Raw genomic sequence first — 15,702 nt, 5'->3', positions numbered from 1 at the left:
CGCTCCTTCGCGGTTCGCTACCTCAGCTGAGGCCGCTTGCTGGTCCAGGGGGCGGCTGCTTCAAAGCACACCGCGGCCCGTAGGACGAGGGCGTCCTGCCGCCACCCACCGACAATTTGGAGGCCCACCGGCAAACCCGTTTCCGTCCAGCCGCAGGGAACCGAGAGCGCCGGATGCGCGCTGAGGTTGAAGGCGTAGGTCGGGATCAGCATGTCGAGGTGGTCGTGGATCGGGCGGCCGGCGATTTCCTTGGGAAGGAGGGCGTCGAGCGGGGATGCCGCGATGGTCGTCGTGGGGAGCACCAGGAGGTCGTAGCGCTCGAAGAATCGGCGCAGGCGCTGGTGGTAGGCCGACCGCTCAACTTCCGCACGTCCGATGTCCTCGGTGGTCAGGGTCCTGCTGATCTCAATCCGGCGGACGAGGATCGGATCCATCTGATCCCGCCATCGCTCAAGGTACTTGCCGACCGTGGCCTGGCGGAGGGCGGCGTTCAGTGCGAGGAACGGCTCCTTGATGCTGCCGATCTCCGGGGAGGCCACCTCGAGGGAGCACCCCAGGTCCGCGAAGGCCCCCGCCGCGGTTTCGCAGATCGACGCCACGGCGGGATCCACCGGCGTCGCCCCGCCGAGATCCGGCGTCCAGGCGACCCGCGCTCCCCGGATGCTCGCTCCCTGAGGGAGCCGGGCCCAGTCCTCGCCGGTGTGGGGGAGGGCGAGAGGGTCCCGCGGGTCCGGGCCGACCATGGCGGCGAACATCACGGCGGCGTCCCCCACCGTGCGGGTGATCGGGCCGTTGGTCGACATCGCGTTCCACGCCGCCGCGTTCGGATAGCGCGCGATACGTCCTTGCGAAGGTTTGAAGCCGACGACGCCGCACCACGCCGCGGGATGGCGGATCGACCCTGCCAGATCGCTCCCCTCCGCGAGCGGACCGAGACCGGCGGCCACGGCCGCCGCGGCTCCTCCGCTCGACCCTCCCGCCGAATGCGTCGTCATCCACGGATTGGCGGTGGCGCCAAACAGGCGGTTGTCGGTAAATGGTTTGCAGCCGAATTCGGGGGTGTTCGTCTTCCCGATCAGGATCCCGCCCGCGGCGCGCAGCCGCTCCACGAGCAGCGCGTCCTCTTCCGGCACGTTGCCCTCGAAGATTTTGGATCCCATCGTCGTGCGGATGCCCTTCGTCGGGGTCAGGTCCTTGATCGAGAACGGCACCCCGTGCAGCGGGCCCAGGGGCCCACCGCGGATCACCGCCGCCTCCGCGTCTCGGGCGGCGGCCCGCGCCTGGTCCGCGGCCACCGTGCAGTACGCGTTGATCGCGGGGTTGATACGCTCGATCCGGCCGAGGACCGCTTCGACCACTTCGACCGGCGAAATGTCCTTTGCCCGAATCAGGCGCGCCAGTTCGGCGGCCGGCGTCCAACACAGTTCCTCAGGACCCACGTCATCCTCCCCATGATCCAAGTCTCGTCCCCGTAGCGTTCTTCATGGTGGGGGACGCGAAGCCCTCTCCCCAGTCGCGGCGTGGTGAGGTTTCGGATCTGCTAGACTGGACGGTAAGATGATCGGTGAACGACTCGAGTTGCTGGACTGGAAACGTCAGGTGTTCGAGCTGTACCAGCACATCCGCGCCTCTCCCGACCCGGCCGCGGCCTGGGACGGCTGGCGCGCCGTACGGAATCGGTTGTTCGCCGGGCACCCCATGTCGCCGATTCCAGACGCCCGGCGCGGCGGATTCGCCGGCCTCCTCTACTTCGAGTACGATCCTTCCGCTCGGGTGCTGGGGGAGATCGTCGACACGACCCCGGTTCCCTGCACCATCCCCACCAGCGGAGACGATGCGTACCCGTTCACCCGGACGGCCATCGCGAGGTTCGACCTGTGGGGATCGCGGTGCGAGCTCGAGCTGTACTGGCTGGGGGGGTATGGTGGGGGGCTCTTTCTGCCTTTTCGCGATGTCACTAGCGGCACCGAAACGTACGGTGCGGGCCGTTACCTCCTCGACACCGTCAAGGGAGCCGATCTGGGCGCGGCGGAGGGCGGGCGGCTCATCCTCGACTTCAATTTTGCGTACAATCCGTCATGTGCCTATGACGCAAGATGGGTCTGCCCGCTGGCACCGCCCCTCAACCGCTTGTCCGTGCCCGTCCGGGCAGGTGAGCGGACCCCGGTTGGGGGGATATGACTGTGCGGATCGTGTCGCTGCTCCCCAGCGCCACCGAGATCGTCTGTGCGCTCGGTCTCGCCGACGCTCTTGTCGGCATCTCGCACGACTGCGACTTTCCGCCGGGGGTTCGCGGGAAGCCCGTACTCAGCGAGGCGATCGTCGGTCCCTCGATGCCCAGCCCGATGATCGAGGCCCGGATCCGTGGGGCGGTCCACACCGGCAGGAGCGTGTATCATCTGGACGAGGCGGCGCTGGCCGGGCTGGCTCCCGACCTGATCATCACCCAGGAACTCTGCACGGTGTGTGCCCCCGCCTACACGCTCGTGCGGCACGCGGCAAACCTTCTGGCGAGGGAGCCCAAGCTCGTCTCGCTGGAGCCGCACGGGTTGTTCGATGTGCTGGACAACATCATGCTCATCGGTGAGCTCACCGGGACCGCGCGCCGCGCGCGGGCGGTGGTCGACCGACTGCAAGGGCGGATCGATGCGGTGCGAGCCCGGGCGCGGGCCACCGGTGTGCGCCCCCGGGTTGCCTGTCTGGAGTGGCTCGACCCGATCTATGTCGGTGGGCACTGGCTGCCCGAGATGGTGGAGGCCGCGGGTGGCCTGGACGTGCTCGGGCACGGCCGCGAGCCGTCCCGCGTGGTGGGGTGGGAGGTGGTGTCCGCCTCAACCCCGGAGGTGCTGATGCTGATGCCGTGCGGGTTCGACCTCGCCCGCACACGCCGTGAGTTCCCCGCGATGGCCGCCCGCCCCGGATGGTGCGATCTCCCCTCCGTTCGAAACGGCCGCGTCTATCTCACCGACGCGTCTTCGTATTTCAACCGTCCCGGTCCCCGACTCGTCGATGGCCTGGAGATTCTGGCCTCGGCGATTCACCCCGACGCCTTCGCCTTCAAGCTTCCCCCGCGCTCTCTCCAGCGCGTATCATCGAGGTGGCGGTGTGGTCCCACAGGTCCGGGAGATGGACGGACCCAAAGCCCGGCCGCCGAGCGCGAAGGCGGCCCTAGAGCGAAACGCGGCGGGACGAAGCGGTGGCGCGGCTCGACGCCGGCCTAAACGTCTCGAAGATCTGGGAAATCAGGCTGAAATCGCGACGAATGCGGGTGTCGTCGTTCAAGGTGGTCCCCGTGAGTACGAAGCCCTTGGCGCCGACCGTAAAGTAGGCTTGGACTTGGTAGAGGACGCCCCCGCGGTTCGGCTGCCACGTGAAATACCGGTAATATGCTCCTCGACCGGCGATCCTGGCGGGGCCCTGGTCGACAATCGTGAAATCGTGGAACATCGCCCGGAGAGCGGGCTCGCTGAGGTCGGCGTAGGCTTTGGCCGACAGTTCCGTTGGGAGAGTTTCGACGACCACGTTCACATTGGCGTGGAACCCCCCTGGGGCGTCGGGGGCCACCCCGATGATCGCCGGGAGGCTGTTTTCTCGGGTGACCACTTTCCAGCCCGACGGGAAGCTGATCGTAAACCGTCCGCTGGGGTCCGCGGCCACCTGCATGCCCGGCGATTGGGCGCCCGCGGCTACAACTCCACAGGTCCCCAGGATCACGGCGACGATCATCGACAGCAAGCGGAACGAGCGCATCGGTCACCCTCCCAAGTACGACAAGGTCGATATGAAGGCTCCTTACCTCCATGCCCTTAGTGCACCCGACCTAGACGCGTCGGTCCTCGATGCCGAAGGAGGATCACAGGAGGTAATTGGGAGGGTAGGGCGTGGCCATGCCGTGATCTGGCGCGAGCCGGCGGGCGCGGTCGAGGATCGTTACGGGTGGCTCCCGAGGGATCCGGGCCCCGTTCCCGTGGGTGCCCGTCGCCTGGCTGGCGCGCCGTGCGACTCCGGGTCGTCGGCCGGGAGGCTTAGACGACCCCGATGGAACGGCAGCCTTGCGTTGACAGGGACAGTCTTCGGAATGAGCCGCGGCGGGCTTCAGACGAGGAAGCCGGCCCACTCGACAGGGGATTCGGATTGCCGCCGCGGGCGACCCTCCCGCGGATCGCGCGCCAAATCACGCGCCCACCGACCTCCGTGGTCGGTGGGCGCCGTGGCTTCGATGAGGGAACCCGTGTTGCCCTAGGAATGCACGCCGGCCACGGCCAAGGCGTCGAGTTCGGCGATCCTTCGATCGAGATCCTGCATGCGTCGTCGGTATTCGAGCTCGGCGATGACCGCATCCTGGACATAGCTCAGGATCGCGGCGTCGACCGATTTCTGACTCTGGTGTTCCCGATCCCAAATGAAATCGGTGAGCTTGTGGACGAAATCCCGCAGATCCATGTCTCCCCTCCGTCCCCTGGTGTGGACCTAGCCTGCCCTCCGAACTTCCCCCCCCGCCTTACGCTTCGAAGATCTGCGGAAGATTTCCTGCAGGTTTGCCGCAAGCTTTACGATGATGCCGCATCTCCTCCCCGCGCCAGCGCGGTGCCTCCCACGACCATGCCCGCCCCGAGCATCTGCCATGGGTCCAACCGCTCGCCGAGCAGTGCCCACGCCGCGATCAGCGCGACTACCGGGGTCAGGTTGGAGACGATCGAAGTGCGGGTCGATCCCACCCGCCGGATGGCCAACCCCCAGGCCAGATATCCGAACGCGATCGTGAGCCCCCCGGAGTAGGCCAGACTGGCCCACCCGGTCCAACGGACGGAGGTCCAGGATTGAGTGCGGAGGTCCGGCAGGCCGATGGCCACGAGGACGATCGTGGCGGTTCCCATGGCGACGGCCGTGACCACGGTCGGGGAATACGCGAGGGTGAGCCGCCGTGCCAAGAGCGAGTACACGGCCCAACAGGCCGCTGAGGCAAGCGTCAGCAGGTCGCCGACGAACATCCCGGACCCTCCCTGGTCGGTCGCGGGCCGCACCAAGATGACGAGGCCGAAGAGAGAAAGGCCGATCCCCGCCCAGGTCCGGGCCCGGACGTCCTCGAGACCCCTCGCCGCGCTGACCAGCGCCACCACAAGGGGTGAAAGCCCCATCATCAGGGCGGAGTGACCGGCGGTGGTCAGCCGAATCCCGTTGATGAACGTCACCTGTTGCAGGACGTTCCCGAGGATCGCGACGGCGATGATCCTCCCCCAATCCCGGGGAGCGATCCGAAGGGAGTCCCGGCGCACCGCGACGGCGATCCCCAGGATGCCCGAGGCGAGGATCCAGCGCAGGGCGTTGAAGCTCTGGGGTGAGGAGAACTGGTTGAGCGCGGCTTTAATAATGATGAAGTTCAGTCCCCACACGACCGGAACGAGCAAGAGGAGGAGATTCCCCAGGGCCGGGTGGGAGTGGAGGCGGCTCAATGAGGAGCGGAGCGGGCGGAACCCATGCGTTCGTAGCGTTCGCCTCCTCCCGGAGGAATCCCTGCGGGGAGGGGGAACAGTGTTTCGACATCTTCGAAGAGGTGAACGCGCATGCGCGCCGCCGTGCTCTACGAGGTGGGGAAGCCGCTGGCAATCGACACGGTGGAGATCGAGGGACCGCGTCGCCGCGAAGTCGCGGTTCGGATCTTGGCTACCGGAGTGTGCCACAGCGACCTGCACTACATCAAAGGCGACCTAGCCATGCCCCTGCCAGTCATCCTGGGGCACGAGGCCGCCGGGATCGTGGACGCCGTGGGCGAGGGAGTGGAGTCGGTCCGTCCCGGGGATCACGTCGTGCTGCTCTTTGCCCCCGCCTGCGGACGCTGCCGGTACTGCGATACGGGGCGGCCCCATCTCTGCGAGATGCGGTACCGGGTGCGGGGGAAGATGCCGGACGGCACCACCCGCCTGCGGTGGCGCGGGCAGGAGGTACACCACTTCACCTGCGTGTCGTCGTGGGCGGAGATGGCGGTGGTTCCCGAAGCGGGGGTCCTGCGGATCAGCGAGGAAGTCCCGCTGACCGTCGCCGCGCTGTTGGGGTGCGCCGTGACCACGGGGGTGGGCGCGGTGGTGAACACGGCGCGGGTACGGCCCGGGAGCAGCGTGGCGGTCTTCGGCGCGGGAGGGGTGGGCATTAATGTCGTGCAGGGGGCGCGCCTCGCCGGGGCGGCGACGATCATTGCCGTCGACCTCCTCGAACACCGCCTGGAGTCGGCGAAGCGGTTTGGCGCGACCCACACCGTCTTGGCATCGGAGGAAGACCCGGTGCGGGCGATCCAGCACCTGACCGGGGGCGGGGTCGATTATGCGTTTGAAGTGATCGGCCGGGCCGCGGTCGTCCGGCAAGCGGTCGATAGCCTCGCCCGGGGCGGCGTTGCGGTCGCGGTCGGGATTCCCCCCGCCCGCGAGGAGTATGCGGTTGGCGGGCCGGCGTTTGTCCTCAACGAGAAAACGCTGCACGCCTGTTTCTACGGGTCCGCGCACCTTCGGGCTGATATTCCGCGACTCCTCGCTCTCTACCAGGGGAAGCGGTTGTTGTTGGACGAGCTCGTGACGGCGACGTACCCGCTGGATCGGGTCAACGACGCGGTGGCCGCGCTCGACCGCGGGGACGGCCTGCGCGGCATCCTGGTGATGGACCGGTGAGGAGGGAGAGGCGAGCGATGGGCATCCGGGGGCTCGGCACTGGTGTGATTCTGGCGATGATCCTGCAGGCCTTCGTGGGGGTGGGCCCTCGAGCCGCCGTCGTGGCGTGGGCGGCGCCGCGCCCTGGCGCCGCTGTCCTTCCCCGGCAGGTGGGGCTGCCCGGCCCGCCCTCGACCCTGCTCATTGAAGTGTCCACCGGACAGATCCTCGCGGCCACGGATCCCCACCGACAGCGCCCCCCGGCGAGCCTGGACAAGCTGATGACTTTCTACTTGACCCTCGGGGCGATCAAGACCGGTCGGATCGCCTTGACCACACCGGTTACCGTCAGCGCCGAGGCGTGGCGGATTGGGCGCACTCCGGGCAGCAGCCGCATGTTCTTGAACGCGGGCGATACGGTCACGGTCGACCAACTCCTGCACGGGTTGATGATCGCCTCCGGCAACGACGCGGCCGAGACGCTCGCCGAAACCCTGGCCGGATCCGGTGAGCAGTTCGTCGCGGAAATGAACGCGACCGCGGCCCGCCTGGGCATGCACGACACTCACTTTGTCACCCCGCACGGGCTTCCGACCCCGGGCGAGCACACGAGCGCGTGGGACATGGGCCACCTGGCGCGGCAGATCTTGGTGGAGTACCCCGACGCCCTAACCTACACCAGCCCTCGCTACGAGACGTACGGCGGGATCCGTCAGGCAAATTGGAACAACCTCCTCTTTCGGGATGCGCGGGTCGACGGCATGAAGACCGGGTTCACCGAAGCAGCGGGCTATCACATCGTCGCCACCGCACGGCAGGGGGGGCTGCGCTTCATCGCCGTCACGATGGGGGCGCATACCCTGATACGCCGCACCGCTGCGGTCGAAGCCTTGCTCAACATGGGGTTTGCCCGATACGAGATAGTCGCGGTGCCGTGGCAGCAGTTCGTGCCCAACGCGATCAGGGTCTACGGCGGGAACGCCGGGCGGTTGTCGCTGGCGGCCTCCCACGCGCTCGACGTCATCCTCCCGCGGGACGATCGCACTCCAATCACGGTTTCAGAGGAGATCAGCGTCCGCCCGATCGCGCCCTTCCAGCAGGGGCAGCAAATCGGCACGCTGACGGTTCGGACGCCGTCGTCTGTCCTTGCCACGTCACCCGTTGTGGCCGCGGCAGCCGTTGGCCGCGCCGGCGTCATCGGCCGGCTGTTGGGGATGCTGCGGTACAAAGTCGGCGGGTTGATCCATCATCGCCAGACAACCTGGACCGGGACGTTCATCCCGCAACAGTAGCGCTCCCCACGCGTCGGCGCCGCAGGAGTGCGCAGACGTAACCCCGAACAGATGTTAGATGAGCGAAGAAGGGTTCGAAGTCGAGGCGCGCCTGGAGGGCGCCGGCGACGCTCACGGGGCGTGGTTGATCACCGCGATTGCCGTCACCACTGCGGCGCTCGCGGTTTGTGCGGCGCTGAGCAGCCTGCTCGCCGGGCGTGCCGCACATCACTCGCTGGCCGAGTTGAACGGGGCGGCGATCGCCCAGAATCTGGCATCAGACCAGTGGAATTTCTATCAGGCCAAAGGCATCAAACGACACGTCTTCGAGGTCGAGAGAGACGTGTTGCGTTTGAACTCGACGCCGGGGGCGGCCGCGCAGGTCACGGCGTACGAGAAGGAGATCAAGCGGTATGCGCTCGACCAAGACGAGATCGCGAAGGAGGCGAAAGCGCGCGAGCGCGAGCGCGATGAGGCCAAAGTCGTCGCGCAGCGATTTGACGAGCGGTACCAACGCTTGTCCCTCGCCGTCGCCTTCTTTCAGATCGGAATCGTGGTTTGCTCGGTAGCGGCGATCGTCCGGCGGCCGTTCTTGTGGTATGTGGGGCTCATCGGCGGTGCGGCCGGGGTGCTGTTCTTGGGGTTTGAGGTGTTCTTCCGCACCGCAGGGGGGCGTGCCGGCTGACCGCGGGCATCGGCGAGGCGCCCGCGGGGGATGGAAACGGGAGGTGCACTGTGGAGGATGACGGCCGTATGGCAGAGGGGAAGGGGGCCACGGCCGCTCCCGACGCTGCGAGTGATCGCCGCGCCTGGGCCGAACCGCTGCTCGCTGGTGTCGTCGTCTCCCTGATCGCCGAGGCGAAGGATGCCGGGTGGAGCGGGCGCCTGGAGTATGTGGTCGAGATGTGCGTCCAAGAGATGACATCGAGTTTGGGGATGGCCCAGGAAGAAGTGGTGCAGGCTCTGCTCCGGTGGTCGGGCGAACTTGGGGAAGACCTCACTCGGCAGGACGTGGAGAAAGCCCTCGAGCCTTAGCGGGCGCAGGCGCGGTGGGGAGACCAAGGGGATGGACCGTAAAGTTTGACCGGGACCCCCACGGGGTAAGATACAGGGCGGCGAGAGAAGTTTCGGGAGGAGGTGAAGGTCGTGCTTCTCGCAGGGATCCTTGCGCTGATTGGCCTTGCCCTTTGGGCCACCGGGCACTTGATCATTCGCTAGCGGTCTTCGTTGTGGAGTGCGTCTGCGCTCCCTCAGGTCGGCGGGCTTGAATTCCGAAGGCCCGTTCCGCGGTTTTCGAATAAATCTCACCCAGCACGCCCTCAGGCAGATCGAGTCCGCGTAGCGAGGGAGGCCCGTCGCTGTCAGGATCGGGGATCGGCGACGGGCACTGCAGATCCGTTTCCCAAAACATCTGGTGCACCCAGTACCGTACGAGGTACCGGGTGGGATCGGATTCCTTGAGCACGACCTGATCCGTCCCGAAGCAGATCCGGTCCGCCCACCGGTGAAAGAAGGTTCGCGCGGCCTCCCGCTGCCGGCCGAGCTCGCGGACGATCCATTTGGTGGCGCTCGTATCGAGGTAGAGATTCGGGTACCGGGTCAGCAGGTCTGCCAGGTGATCGAGGTGTTCCGGATCCCCGCCCATATGCGCCGCGAGAAATGGAATCCGCGGGAACTGCCGGAGCCGGGTCTCAAGCATTGGGTACTGGTCCGCCTTCGTCCCGTATTTGGCGGGGTCGTACTTATGCTTGAACCACCGGTCGGGATCGCTGACGTGTACGAGGACTCCCAGCCCTTCTTCATCGATCGCCCGGAACACCGGATCCAACCGTGGCGAGTCCAGGAGAAAGTCCAGCCGATCGCGGATTCGGGGGGCGAACCAAAATTTGATCAGCGGGGCGCCCAGCGCTCGGGCTTGGTGCACGGTTTCCACCGCCCGGTCCAGGAGCGCGATCTGACCGTTTGGTTCATTCAGAATCGGCCGGACCGCCAGCACAATTTCCTTTGGGTATCTGTTTTGTATCGCGCGGCCGACGTCGAGCGGGGCGATCGCCACAAGCGTGGTGATCCCGTAGAGCCGTGCCGCCTCGATCAGCTCGTGATTCGTGGCCGGCTCCGTGGTGTGTGTGTGCACATCGACAATGGGGCCCCTGATCTTCCGCGGCGGAGGGCTGGCGAACCCCTTCGCCCGTGCGTGCTCGAGTGGTTGTCCCTGCACCCCGACTCCTCCCTACGAATCGGCGAAACTGCCCACACCGTGCGTAACGCGCGCGCCTGCGCGAACGCTTCCCGCGGAAGGACTTTCCTCAGGCGGAACTGAACACGGCCGCCGGTGCCCGGAAACCCGCCGATGCGCACCAGAAGGAGGGCGTGGATGAGCACGACCCGCGATCTTCCAGAGTCTCGGCGTGCCGGGACCGGGGGTAGAGGTCCCCGCACGGTCATCGATACCAACCCCGCCGATACCGCTGAGGTGTTGGCGGAGATTCCGCAGCACACCGCGCAGGATGTGATCCGGGCCGTGGAGCGGGCCCAAGGGGCGTATCGGATCTGGCGCGCGACCCCGGCGCCGGAGCGGGGGCGTGTCCTGGCGAGGGCGGCCGAGCTTGCCCGGTCCCGGCTCGACGAACTCGCGGGCTTGCTCACTCGCGAAGAAGGCAAGATCCTCAGCGAGGCACGCGGAGAGGTGCTCAAGGGGATTGCTCTGCTCGAGTGGTACGCCGGCGAGGGCTTTCGGATGGGCGGCAAAACCCGGCCGTCGGAGATGCCCACGACGGTGCTGATGACGTTGCGGGAACCGCTCGGGGTCGTCGCGGTGATCACTCCCTGGAACTTCCCTTGGGCGGAGCCGGCCTGGAAGGTCGCCCCGGCCCTCGTGGCGGGAAACGCCGTCATCCTCAAACCGGCATCGTTGACGCCGCTCGTCGCCCAGCGGTACCGGGATATCCTCGAGGAGGCCGGGCTCCCGCGGGGCGTGCTGACCATCATCGTCGGGCCGGGTCCCGAAGTTGGCGATGCGTTGGTCACCCATCCGATGGTGCGGGCCGTCTCCTTCACCGGGTCCTGTGAGATTGGGGGAGAGGTCTACGCGCGCGCGGCCCGCCGGTTGGCGAAGGTCACCTGCGAAATGGGGGGCAAGAACGCTGTCGTCGTCATGCCCGATGCCGATCTGGAACTCGCGGTCGCCGGGATCGTCCAGGGTGCCTTTGGCAGCACCGGCCAGCGCTGTACCGCCACCAGCCTATGTGTGGTGCACCGGGACGTGCGCGCGCGGCTCGCCGACGCGATTGTCGATCGGGCCCGGAGCATCCGCGTCGGCAACGGTCTGGAGGCCGGCGTCGGCATGGGCCCGCTCGTGGATTCGCACCAGCTCACCACGGTTCTCGGCTACATCGAGGCCGGGCGGGCCGAGGGCGCGCGCCTGCTCTGCGGAGGTCGGCGCTTGGCCGATGGTGCGTACGCCCGGGGATACTTCGTCGAGCCCACCGTGTTTGCGGACGTCCAGCCCGGCCACCGGATCGCGCGGGAAGAAATCTTCGGCCCGGTGCTGTCGGTGATCGAAGTCGCGTCCCTCGACGAGGCCCTCGCGGTCACCAATGGTCTTCGCTACGGTCTCTCTTCCTCGATCTACGCGTCCGACGCCAACGCGATCATGCGCTTCATCGACGGCGTCGAGGTCGGCATGGTCCACGTGAACTCCCCCACCGTTGGGGGTGAGGCCCAGATCCCGTTCGGCGGCATCAAGTGGAGCGGCGTCGGCGGCCGGGAGATGGCGGAGGAAGGATTGGAATTCTTCACTGAGATCAAGAGCGTGTTCTGGGACTATACCGGGCGGGTGCGGCAGTCGAATATCTACTGAGCCCCTCGATGCGCGCGTTCGATACGGCGGTCGATGCGGTGGTGACGGCGGTTGACGAGCCGTATCTCATCGATCTGGCCTGCCGACTGGTGAGGACTCCGAGCGTGTTCCGGCCAGAGGATCCCCTCGCCAACGAAACCGCCGCCGCGTCGCTCGTCGCCGATGAGTTGCGGCGGCTCGGGCTCGAGGTGCACTGCGAGGAAGCGGCTCCGGGTCGCCCCAACGTCATCGGGGACTGGCGAGGACGGGGGGCGGGACCGCTCCTGATTCTGGAAGGTCACAGCGACGTGGTGACCGAGGGCGACGCCTCGGCGTGGTCGGTACCGCCATTCGGCGGCGTGGTCGCCGACGGGCGCCTCTACGGGCGGGGGGCTGCCGATATGAAGGGGGGGGTCGCCGCCGCGATCGCCGCGGTGCGCGCGATCCGCGACGCCGGGGTCACGTTGCCCGGCCGGATCCGGATCGCGGTTGTTGCCGACGAAGAGGGGATGATGCTCGGCATCAAGTCGTTCATCCGGAACGGGTGGGCTGAGGGGGCCTGCGGGGCGATTATCTGCGAGCCCGAAGCCAACAACATCTGCCTCGTTCAGAAGGGCGCGCTCCGGGCGCTGGCGCGGTTCAGGGGAAAGATGGCGCACGGCGCGATGCCGAAGAGCGGCCTCAACCCCATCCCAGCGGCGGCGGCGTTTGTCGCCGGGATGCGGACGCTCGAGGAGCGATACGTGGCGCGCCACGGGAGCCATCCGCTGCTCGGCGAGCCCAGCGTCACGCCCACCGTGCTGGCGGCGGGGAGCGTGGCACAACTCAACGTCATGCACGATCAGGCCCTGGTCGGACTGGATATCCGAACGATTCCTGGTCAAGCGGACGCGGAGATCCGCCGCGACCTCGCCGCGGCCGTCGACGCCGCGGTCGCGGCCCTCCCGGGCTGCACGGGCGACCTCGAGGTGTTCGAGGAGCGGCCGTGGACGGAGACTCCCCGGGACGCGTCGATCGTCTCGGCGGTCGAGCACGCCTGCCGGCGGGTCCAAGCCCGGCCGCCGCGATACCGAGGGGTGCCCGGCGCCACCGATGGGACCTTCCTGCACGCCTGGGCCCACATTCCCATCGTGACGATCGGCCCGGGAGACGTGACGATTCCTCACCAGGTCGATGAGTTTATCCGGGTGACCGACCTCGTCGAAGCCTGCCGGATCTTCGCCGTGGCCGCCTGCTACGCTCTCGGCGGTGCCGCCTGATGCCGGGCCCCCTGATCGTCTGCGACGGCGTGGAGTTTTCGTATGCCGCATCTGCCGCCGGGGCGCCGCAAGGCGGCGAGCCGGGCTCGGATGCCCGGGTGCTCCGCGGCGTCTCGCTTGAGGTCACCCCGGGCGAGCACCTGGCGATCATCGGGCCGAACGGGTCCGGGAAATCCACCCTCGCCCGCCACCTGAACGGGCTGCTGCGGCCCCAGCGCGGAACGGTCCGAGTCCGCGGCATGGACACCGCCGACCCAGGCAGCCTGCGGGCCATCCGGCAGACCGTTGGAATGGTGTTCCAGCACCCGGAGAGCCAGATGGTGGCGACGATCGTGGAGGAAGACGTCGCCTTCGGCCCCGAGAACCTCGGGGTGCCCCACGCCGAGTTGCGGCGGCGGGTTCGCCGGGCCTTGGAGACCGTTGGAATGTGGGAGGCACGAGATCGTCCGCCCCACCTGCTGTCGGCCGGTCAGAAGCAGCGGGTGGCTATCGCCGGCGTGCTGGCCATGCAGCCTGAGTGCCTGGTCCTCGACGAAGCGACCTCCATGCTGGACCCGCGCGGGCGAGGAGAGGTGGCCGAGGTGGTCGCGGCCCTGCGCCGCGGCGGGACGGCGATCGTGACCATCACCCACCTGATGAGCGAGGCCGCCGTGGCCGATCGGGTGATCGTCCTCGACCGAGGGACGATCCGGCTGGCGGGGACGCCGCGCAGGGTGTTCGCCCAGGTGGATGAGCTGCACCGCATCGGGCTCGACCTCCCCCCTGTGGCCGCGCTCGCCGGCAGGCTGCACCGCCGGGTCCCGACGTTTCCCGCCGGCCTGCTGACCGTGGATGAGATGGTGCAGGCGGTGGCGGCACGGGCCTCGATTCCCCGGTGATCGACCGGGGGGAGCACGCCGGAACCCTCACCGCCGCGCGGCCGGGGGTGTCTCCGCTCATCGCGGTGGAGAACCTTTGGCATACCTACATGGCGGGGACCCCGTTCGAGCACCAAGCCCTGCGCGGCATCAGCCTGAACATCTATCCCGGCGAAGCCGTCGGGGTCATCGGCCAGACCGGGTCCGGAAAGTCCACCCTAATCCAGTATTTCAACGGCCTGATGCGTCCCATCCGCGGCCGGGTCCTGGTCGCGGGGCATGATCTGGGGAGGCCGGATGTCGATCTGGCCGCCGTCAGGCGCATCGTGGGCCTCGTCTTCCAGGAACCGGAGACCCAGGTGTTCGAGCGCCTGGTCGGCGACGACATCGCGTACGGACCCCGCCAGCTTCGCCTTCCATTCCTCGAGATCCGTGAACGTGTCCGGTGGGCGATGGAGACGGTCGGTCTCCCCTTCGACGCTTTCAAGGACCGGTACACCTTCACGCTGAGCGGCGGCGAGTTGCGAAAGGCGGCGCTTGCCGGCGTGCTCGCGTTGCGGCCTCGGGTGCTGGTGGTCGACGAGCCGACGTCGGGGTTGGATCCGGGGGCCCGCGAGGAGCTTCGGGGGCGCATCCGGGATCTCCGCACGCGCGAGGGGATGACGCTGGTGCTCGTCTCGCACGATATGGAGGAGGTGGCTCGGCTGAGCGACCGCCTCTACATCCTGCACGACGGAGCGGTGGTGGCAACCGGCACCCCGCGGGAGGTGTTCGTCGACGGCGCGCGCCTCGCCGAACTCGGCCTCGCCCCCCCCGAGGCGACCCAGGTCGTCCAGCGACTGCGCGCGCGAGGGTACCACGTTCGCGGCGACGCGCTGACCGTAGAGGAGGCCGAGCAGGCCCTGGCGCCCCTGTTGAGCGAGGGTCCGTGAACGAGTTCGAGCTGCTGCGCAACATTACGATCGGCCAGTATCTGCCGACCGGCTCGTACCTGCACCGGCTGGACCCGCGGGCGAAGATCATTGCCGCGGTCCTGCTGACCGCAGCGGTGAGCTTCACGCCCAGCATTCTCGGCAATGCCTCTCTGCTGATCGCCTGCTCGGCGGTCGTGGTGCTCGGCCGCATCCCCTTCTCGTACGCCCTGCGCGGGTTGATCCCGGCCGTTCCGCTCCTGCTCATCCTCGCGCTGCTGCAGCTGCTGTTTTTCGGCCGCAACTATGATCCCACCAGCCCGGTGATCTTTCACTGGGGGTGGATTGTCGTGACCGCGGCGGTCGCCCGCCTGGTCGTGATCTCCGCAGCGCGTTTCGTCGAGTTGCTCCTCGTGACGAGCGTGTTCACCCTATCGACCCGAACGACCGAGCTCACGCACGGCATCGAACGGCTGCTCCGTCCCTTCCGGCGGCTGCGGGTGCCCTCGCACGAACTGGCCCTGGTGGTCACGATCGCGCTTCGATTCATCCCGACGATTGCCTTGGAGGCGGAGCGGCTCCTGAAAGCCCAGGCCTCCCGCGGCGGCACCATTCGCGGCCGGCGCGGGAACTTCGTGGCGGCCACCCGGCGTCTTCTCCCCGTCCTCGTCCCCTTGTTCACGTTCGCGCTCCGCCGCGGGGAAGAGCTGATCGTCGCGATGGAAGCGCGGGCGTATATGGGGGGGGAAGGTCGAACCACCTACGCCATTCTCCCCGGGCGGCCGCTGGACTGGCTCGCCCCCGTCGCGGCGTTGGCCTTTCTTGTGGCCATGCTGTTCGTCCGCTTTCCCTTCTAGGCGCGGGCGATTCCAGGCGTGACGCCCGCCACGGCGAGTGGCGGCCTCGGCGGCAGGGGGGCTCAGATCCG

General features: G+C 67.9%; 16 protein-coding genes. 11 read left to right on the top strand and 5 right to left on the bottom strand.

The features are described from left to right. Positions 1-17: 17 nt before the first annotated feature. Positions 18-1,439: an amidase family protein gene (locus VKV57_01150; protein HLW58510.1), complete on the bottom strand. Its 1,422-nt coding sequence runs from the start codon at positions 1,437-1,439 to the stop codon at positions 18-20. 118 nt (positions 1,440-1,557) lie between these two features. Between VKV57_01150 and VKV57_01145 the strand changes: the two genes are divergently transcribed. Further along, positions 1,558-2,181, top strand: coding sequence for a DUF1684 domain-containing protein (locus VKV57_01145; GenBank protein HLW58509.1), 624 nt, complete (start codon positions 1,558-1,560; stop codon positions 2,179-2,181). Beyond that, entirely contained in the window at positions 2,178-3,221 is a 1,044-nt protein-coding gene (locus tag VKV57_01140; protein ID HLW58508.1) for a cobalamin-binding protein, read from the top strand. The genes VKV57_01145 and VKV57_01140 overlap by 4 nt, the downstream gene beginning before the upstream one ends. On the opposite strand, the gene VKV57_01135 is transcribed toward VKV57_01140, so the two are convergent. The 3 genes from VKV57_01135 to VKV57_01125 form a co-directional block, all read right to left on the bottom strand. Then, positions 3,169-3,750: a DcrB-related protein gene (locus tag VKV57_01135; GenBank protein ID HLW58507.1), complete on the bottom strand. Its 582-nt coding sequence runs from the start codon at positions 3,748-3,750 to the stop codon at positions 3,169-3,171. The two genes, VKV57_01140 and VKV57_01135, sit on opposite strands and share 53 nt — an antisense overlap. Before the next feature lie 489 nt (positions 3,751-4,239). Beyond that, positions 4,240-4,443 (bottom strand): hypothetical protein, encoded by a 204-nt coding sequence (locus VKV57_01130; GenBank protein HLW58506.1) that lies wholly within the window; start codon positions 4,441-4,443, stop codon positions 4,240-4,242. Positions 4,444-4,550: 107 nt separating this feature from the next. Continuing rightward, positions 4,551-5,681 carry a DMT family transporter gene (locus VKV57_01125; protein HLW58505.1) on the bottom strand — a complete coding sequence of 377 codons (1,131 nt, stop codon included), beginning with the start codon at positions 5,679-5,681 and terminating at the stop codon, positions 4,551-4,553. Here VKV57_01125 and VKV57_01120 point away from each other — a divergent pair. From VKV57_01120 to VKV57_01105, 4 genes are all read left to right on the top strand, one after another. After that, positions 5,565-6,659: a Zn-dependent alcohol dehydrogenase gene (locus VKV57_01120; GenBank protein HLW58504.1), complete on the top strand. Its 1,095-nt coding sequence runs from the start codon at positions 5,565-5,567 to the stop codon at positions 6,657-6,659. The genes VKV57_01125 and VKV57_01120 overlap by 117 nt on opposite strands. A 17-nt stretch (positions 6,660-6,676) precedes the next feature. Next, positions 6,677-7,930, top strand: coding sequence for a D-alanyl-D-alanine carboxypeptidase family protein (locus tag VKV57_01115; protein HLW58503.1), 1,254 nt, complete (start codon positions 6,677-6,679; stop codon positions 7,928-7,930). A 58-nt stretch (positions 7,931-7,988) separates the two neighbouring features. Then, positions 7,989-8,594, top strand: coding sequence for a DUF4337 domain-containing protein (locus tag VKV57_01110; protein ID HLW58502.1), 606 nt, complete (start codon positions 7,989-7,991; stop codon positions 8,592-8,594). Positions 8,595-8,662: 68 nt separating this feature from the next. Beyond that, a complete protein-coding gene (locus VKV57_01105; protein ID HLW58501.1) occupies positions 8,663-8,944 on the top strand; it encodes a hypothetical protein in 282 nt (93 codons plus the stop codon). A 172-nt stretch (positions 8,945-9,116) separates the two neighbouring features. Here VKV57_01105 and VKV57_01100 read toward each other — a convergent pair whose 3' ends face one another. Continuing rightward, positions 9,117-10,127: an amidohydrolase family protein gene (locus tag VKV57_01100; protein HLW58500.1), complete on the bottom strand. Its 1,011-nt coding sequence runs from the start codon at positions 10,125-10,127 to the stop codon at positions 9,117-9,119. Positions 10,128-10,283: 156 nt separating this feature from the next. Here VKV57_01100 and VKV57_01095 point away from each other — a divergent pair, with 156 nt between their 5' ends. The 5 genes from VKV57_01095 to VKV57_01075 are packed head-to-tail and all read left to right on the top strand — an operon-like array spanning position 10,284 to position 15,631. Beyond that, the gene (locus VKV57_01095) at positions 10,284-11,768 is read left to right on the top strand and encodes an aldehyde dehydrogenase family protein (GenBank protein ID HLW58499.1); all 1,485 of its coding nucleotides are present in this window, start codon (positions 10,284-10,286) and stop codon (positions 11,766-11,768) included. Positions 11,769-11,776: 8 nt separating this feature from the next. Continuing rightward, positions 11,777-13,006, top strand: coding sequence for an ArgE/DapE family deacylase (locus VKV57_01090; protein ID HLW58498.1), 1,230 nt, complete (start codon positions 11,777-11,779; stop codon positions 13,004-13,006). Beyond that, a complete protein-coding gene (locus VKV57_01085) occupies positions 13,006-13,884 on the top strand; it encodes an energy-coupling factor transporter ATPase (GenBank protein ID HLW58497.1) in 879 nt (292 codons plus the stop codon). The genes VKV57_01090 and VKV57_01085 overlap by 1 nt, the downstream gene beginning before the upstream one ends. Then, positions 13,881-14,795 carry an energy-coupling factor transporter ATPase gene (locus VKV57_01080; GenBank protein ID HLW58496.1) on the top strand — a complete coding sequence of 305 codons (915 nt, stop codon included), beginning with the start codon at positions 13,881-13,883 and terminating at the stop codon, positions 14,793-14,795. Before VKV57_01085 ends, VKV57_01080 begins: the two co-directional genes overlap by 4 nt. Next, the gene (locus VKV57_01075; GenBank protein ID HLW58495.1) at positions 14,792-15,631 is read left to right on the top strand and encodes an energy-coupling factor transporter transmembrane component T; all 840 of its coding nucleotides are present in this window, start codon (positions 14,792-14,794) and stop codon (positions 15,629-15,631) included. The genes VKV57_01080 and VKV57_01075 overlap by 4 nt, the downstream gene beginning before the upstream one ends. Positions 15,632-15,702: the final 71 nt, after the last annotated feature.

Source organism: bacterium (assembly GCA_035307765.1).
GTDB lineage: Bacteria > Sysuimicrobiota > Sysuimicrobiia > Sysuimicrobiales > Segetimicrobiaceae > Segetimicrobium.
Note: the sequence above shows the minus strand (reverse complement) of the source record. Positions and strands in the feature narration are given on the sequence as shown.

Excerpts from the sequence above, each read along its gene's own strand:
- VKV57_01115 (HLW58503.1), top strand. The coding sequence starts at position 6,677 with ATGGGCATCCGGGGGCTCGGCACTGGTGTGATTCTGGCGATGATCCTG.
- VKV57_01135 (HLW58507.1), bottom strand. The coding sequence starts at position 3,750 with ATGCGCTCGTTCCGCTTGCTGTCGATGATCGTCGCCGTGATCCTGGGG.
- VKV57_01110 (HLW58502.1), top strand. The coding sequence starts at position 7,989 with ATGAGCGAAGAAGGGTTCGAAGTCGAGGCGCGCCTGGAGGGCGCCGGC.
- VKV57_01085 (HLW58497.1), top strand. The coding sequence starts at position 13,006 with ATGCCGGGCCCCCTGATCGTCTGCGACGGCGTGGAGTTTTCGTATGCC.
- VKV57_01090 (HLW58498.1), top strand. The coding sequence starts at position 11,777 with ATGCGCGCGTTCGATACGGCGGTCGATGCGGTGGTGACGGCGGTTGAC.
- VKV57_01140 (HLW58508.1), top strand. The coding sequence starts at position 2,178 with ATGACTGTGCGGATCGTGTCGCTGCTCCCCAGCGCCACCGAGATCGTC.
- VKV57_01145 (HLW58509.1), top strand. The coding sequence starts at position 1,558 with ATGATCGGTGAACGACTCGAGTTGCTGGACTGGAAACGTCAGGTGTTC.
- VKV57_01105 (HLW58501.1), top strand. The coding sequence starts at position 8,663 with ATGGCAGAGGGGAAGGGGGCCACGGCCGCTCCCGACGCTGCGAGTGAT.
- VKV57_01095 (HLW58499.1), top strand. The coding sequence starts at position 10,284 with ATGAGCACGACCCGCGATCTTCCAGAGTCTCGGCGTGCCGGGACCGGG.
- VKV57_01130 (HLW58506.1), bottom strand. The coding sequence starts at position 4,443 with ATGGATCTGCGGGATTTCGTCCACAAGCTCACCGATTTCATTTGGGAT.
- VKV57_01120 (HLW58504.1), top strand. The coding sequence starts at position 5,565 with ATGCGCGCCGCCGTGCTCTACGAGGTGGGGAAGCCGCTGGCAATCGAC.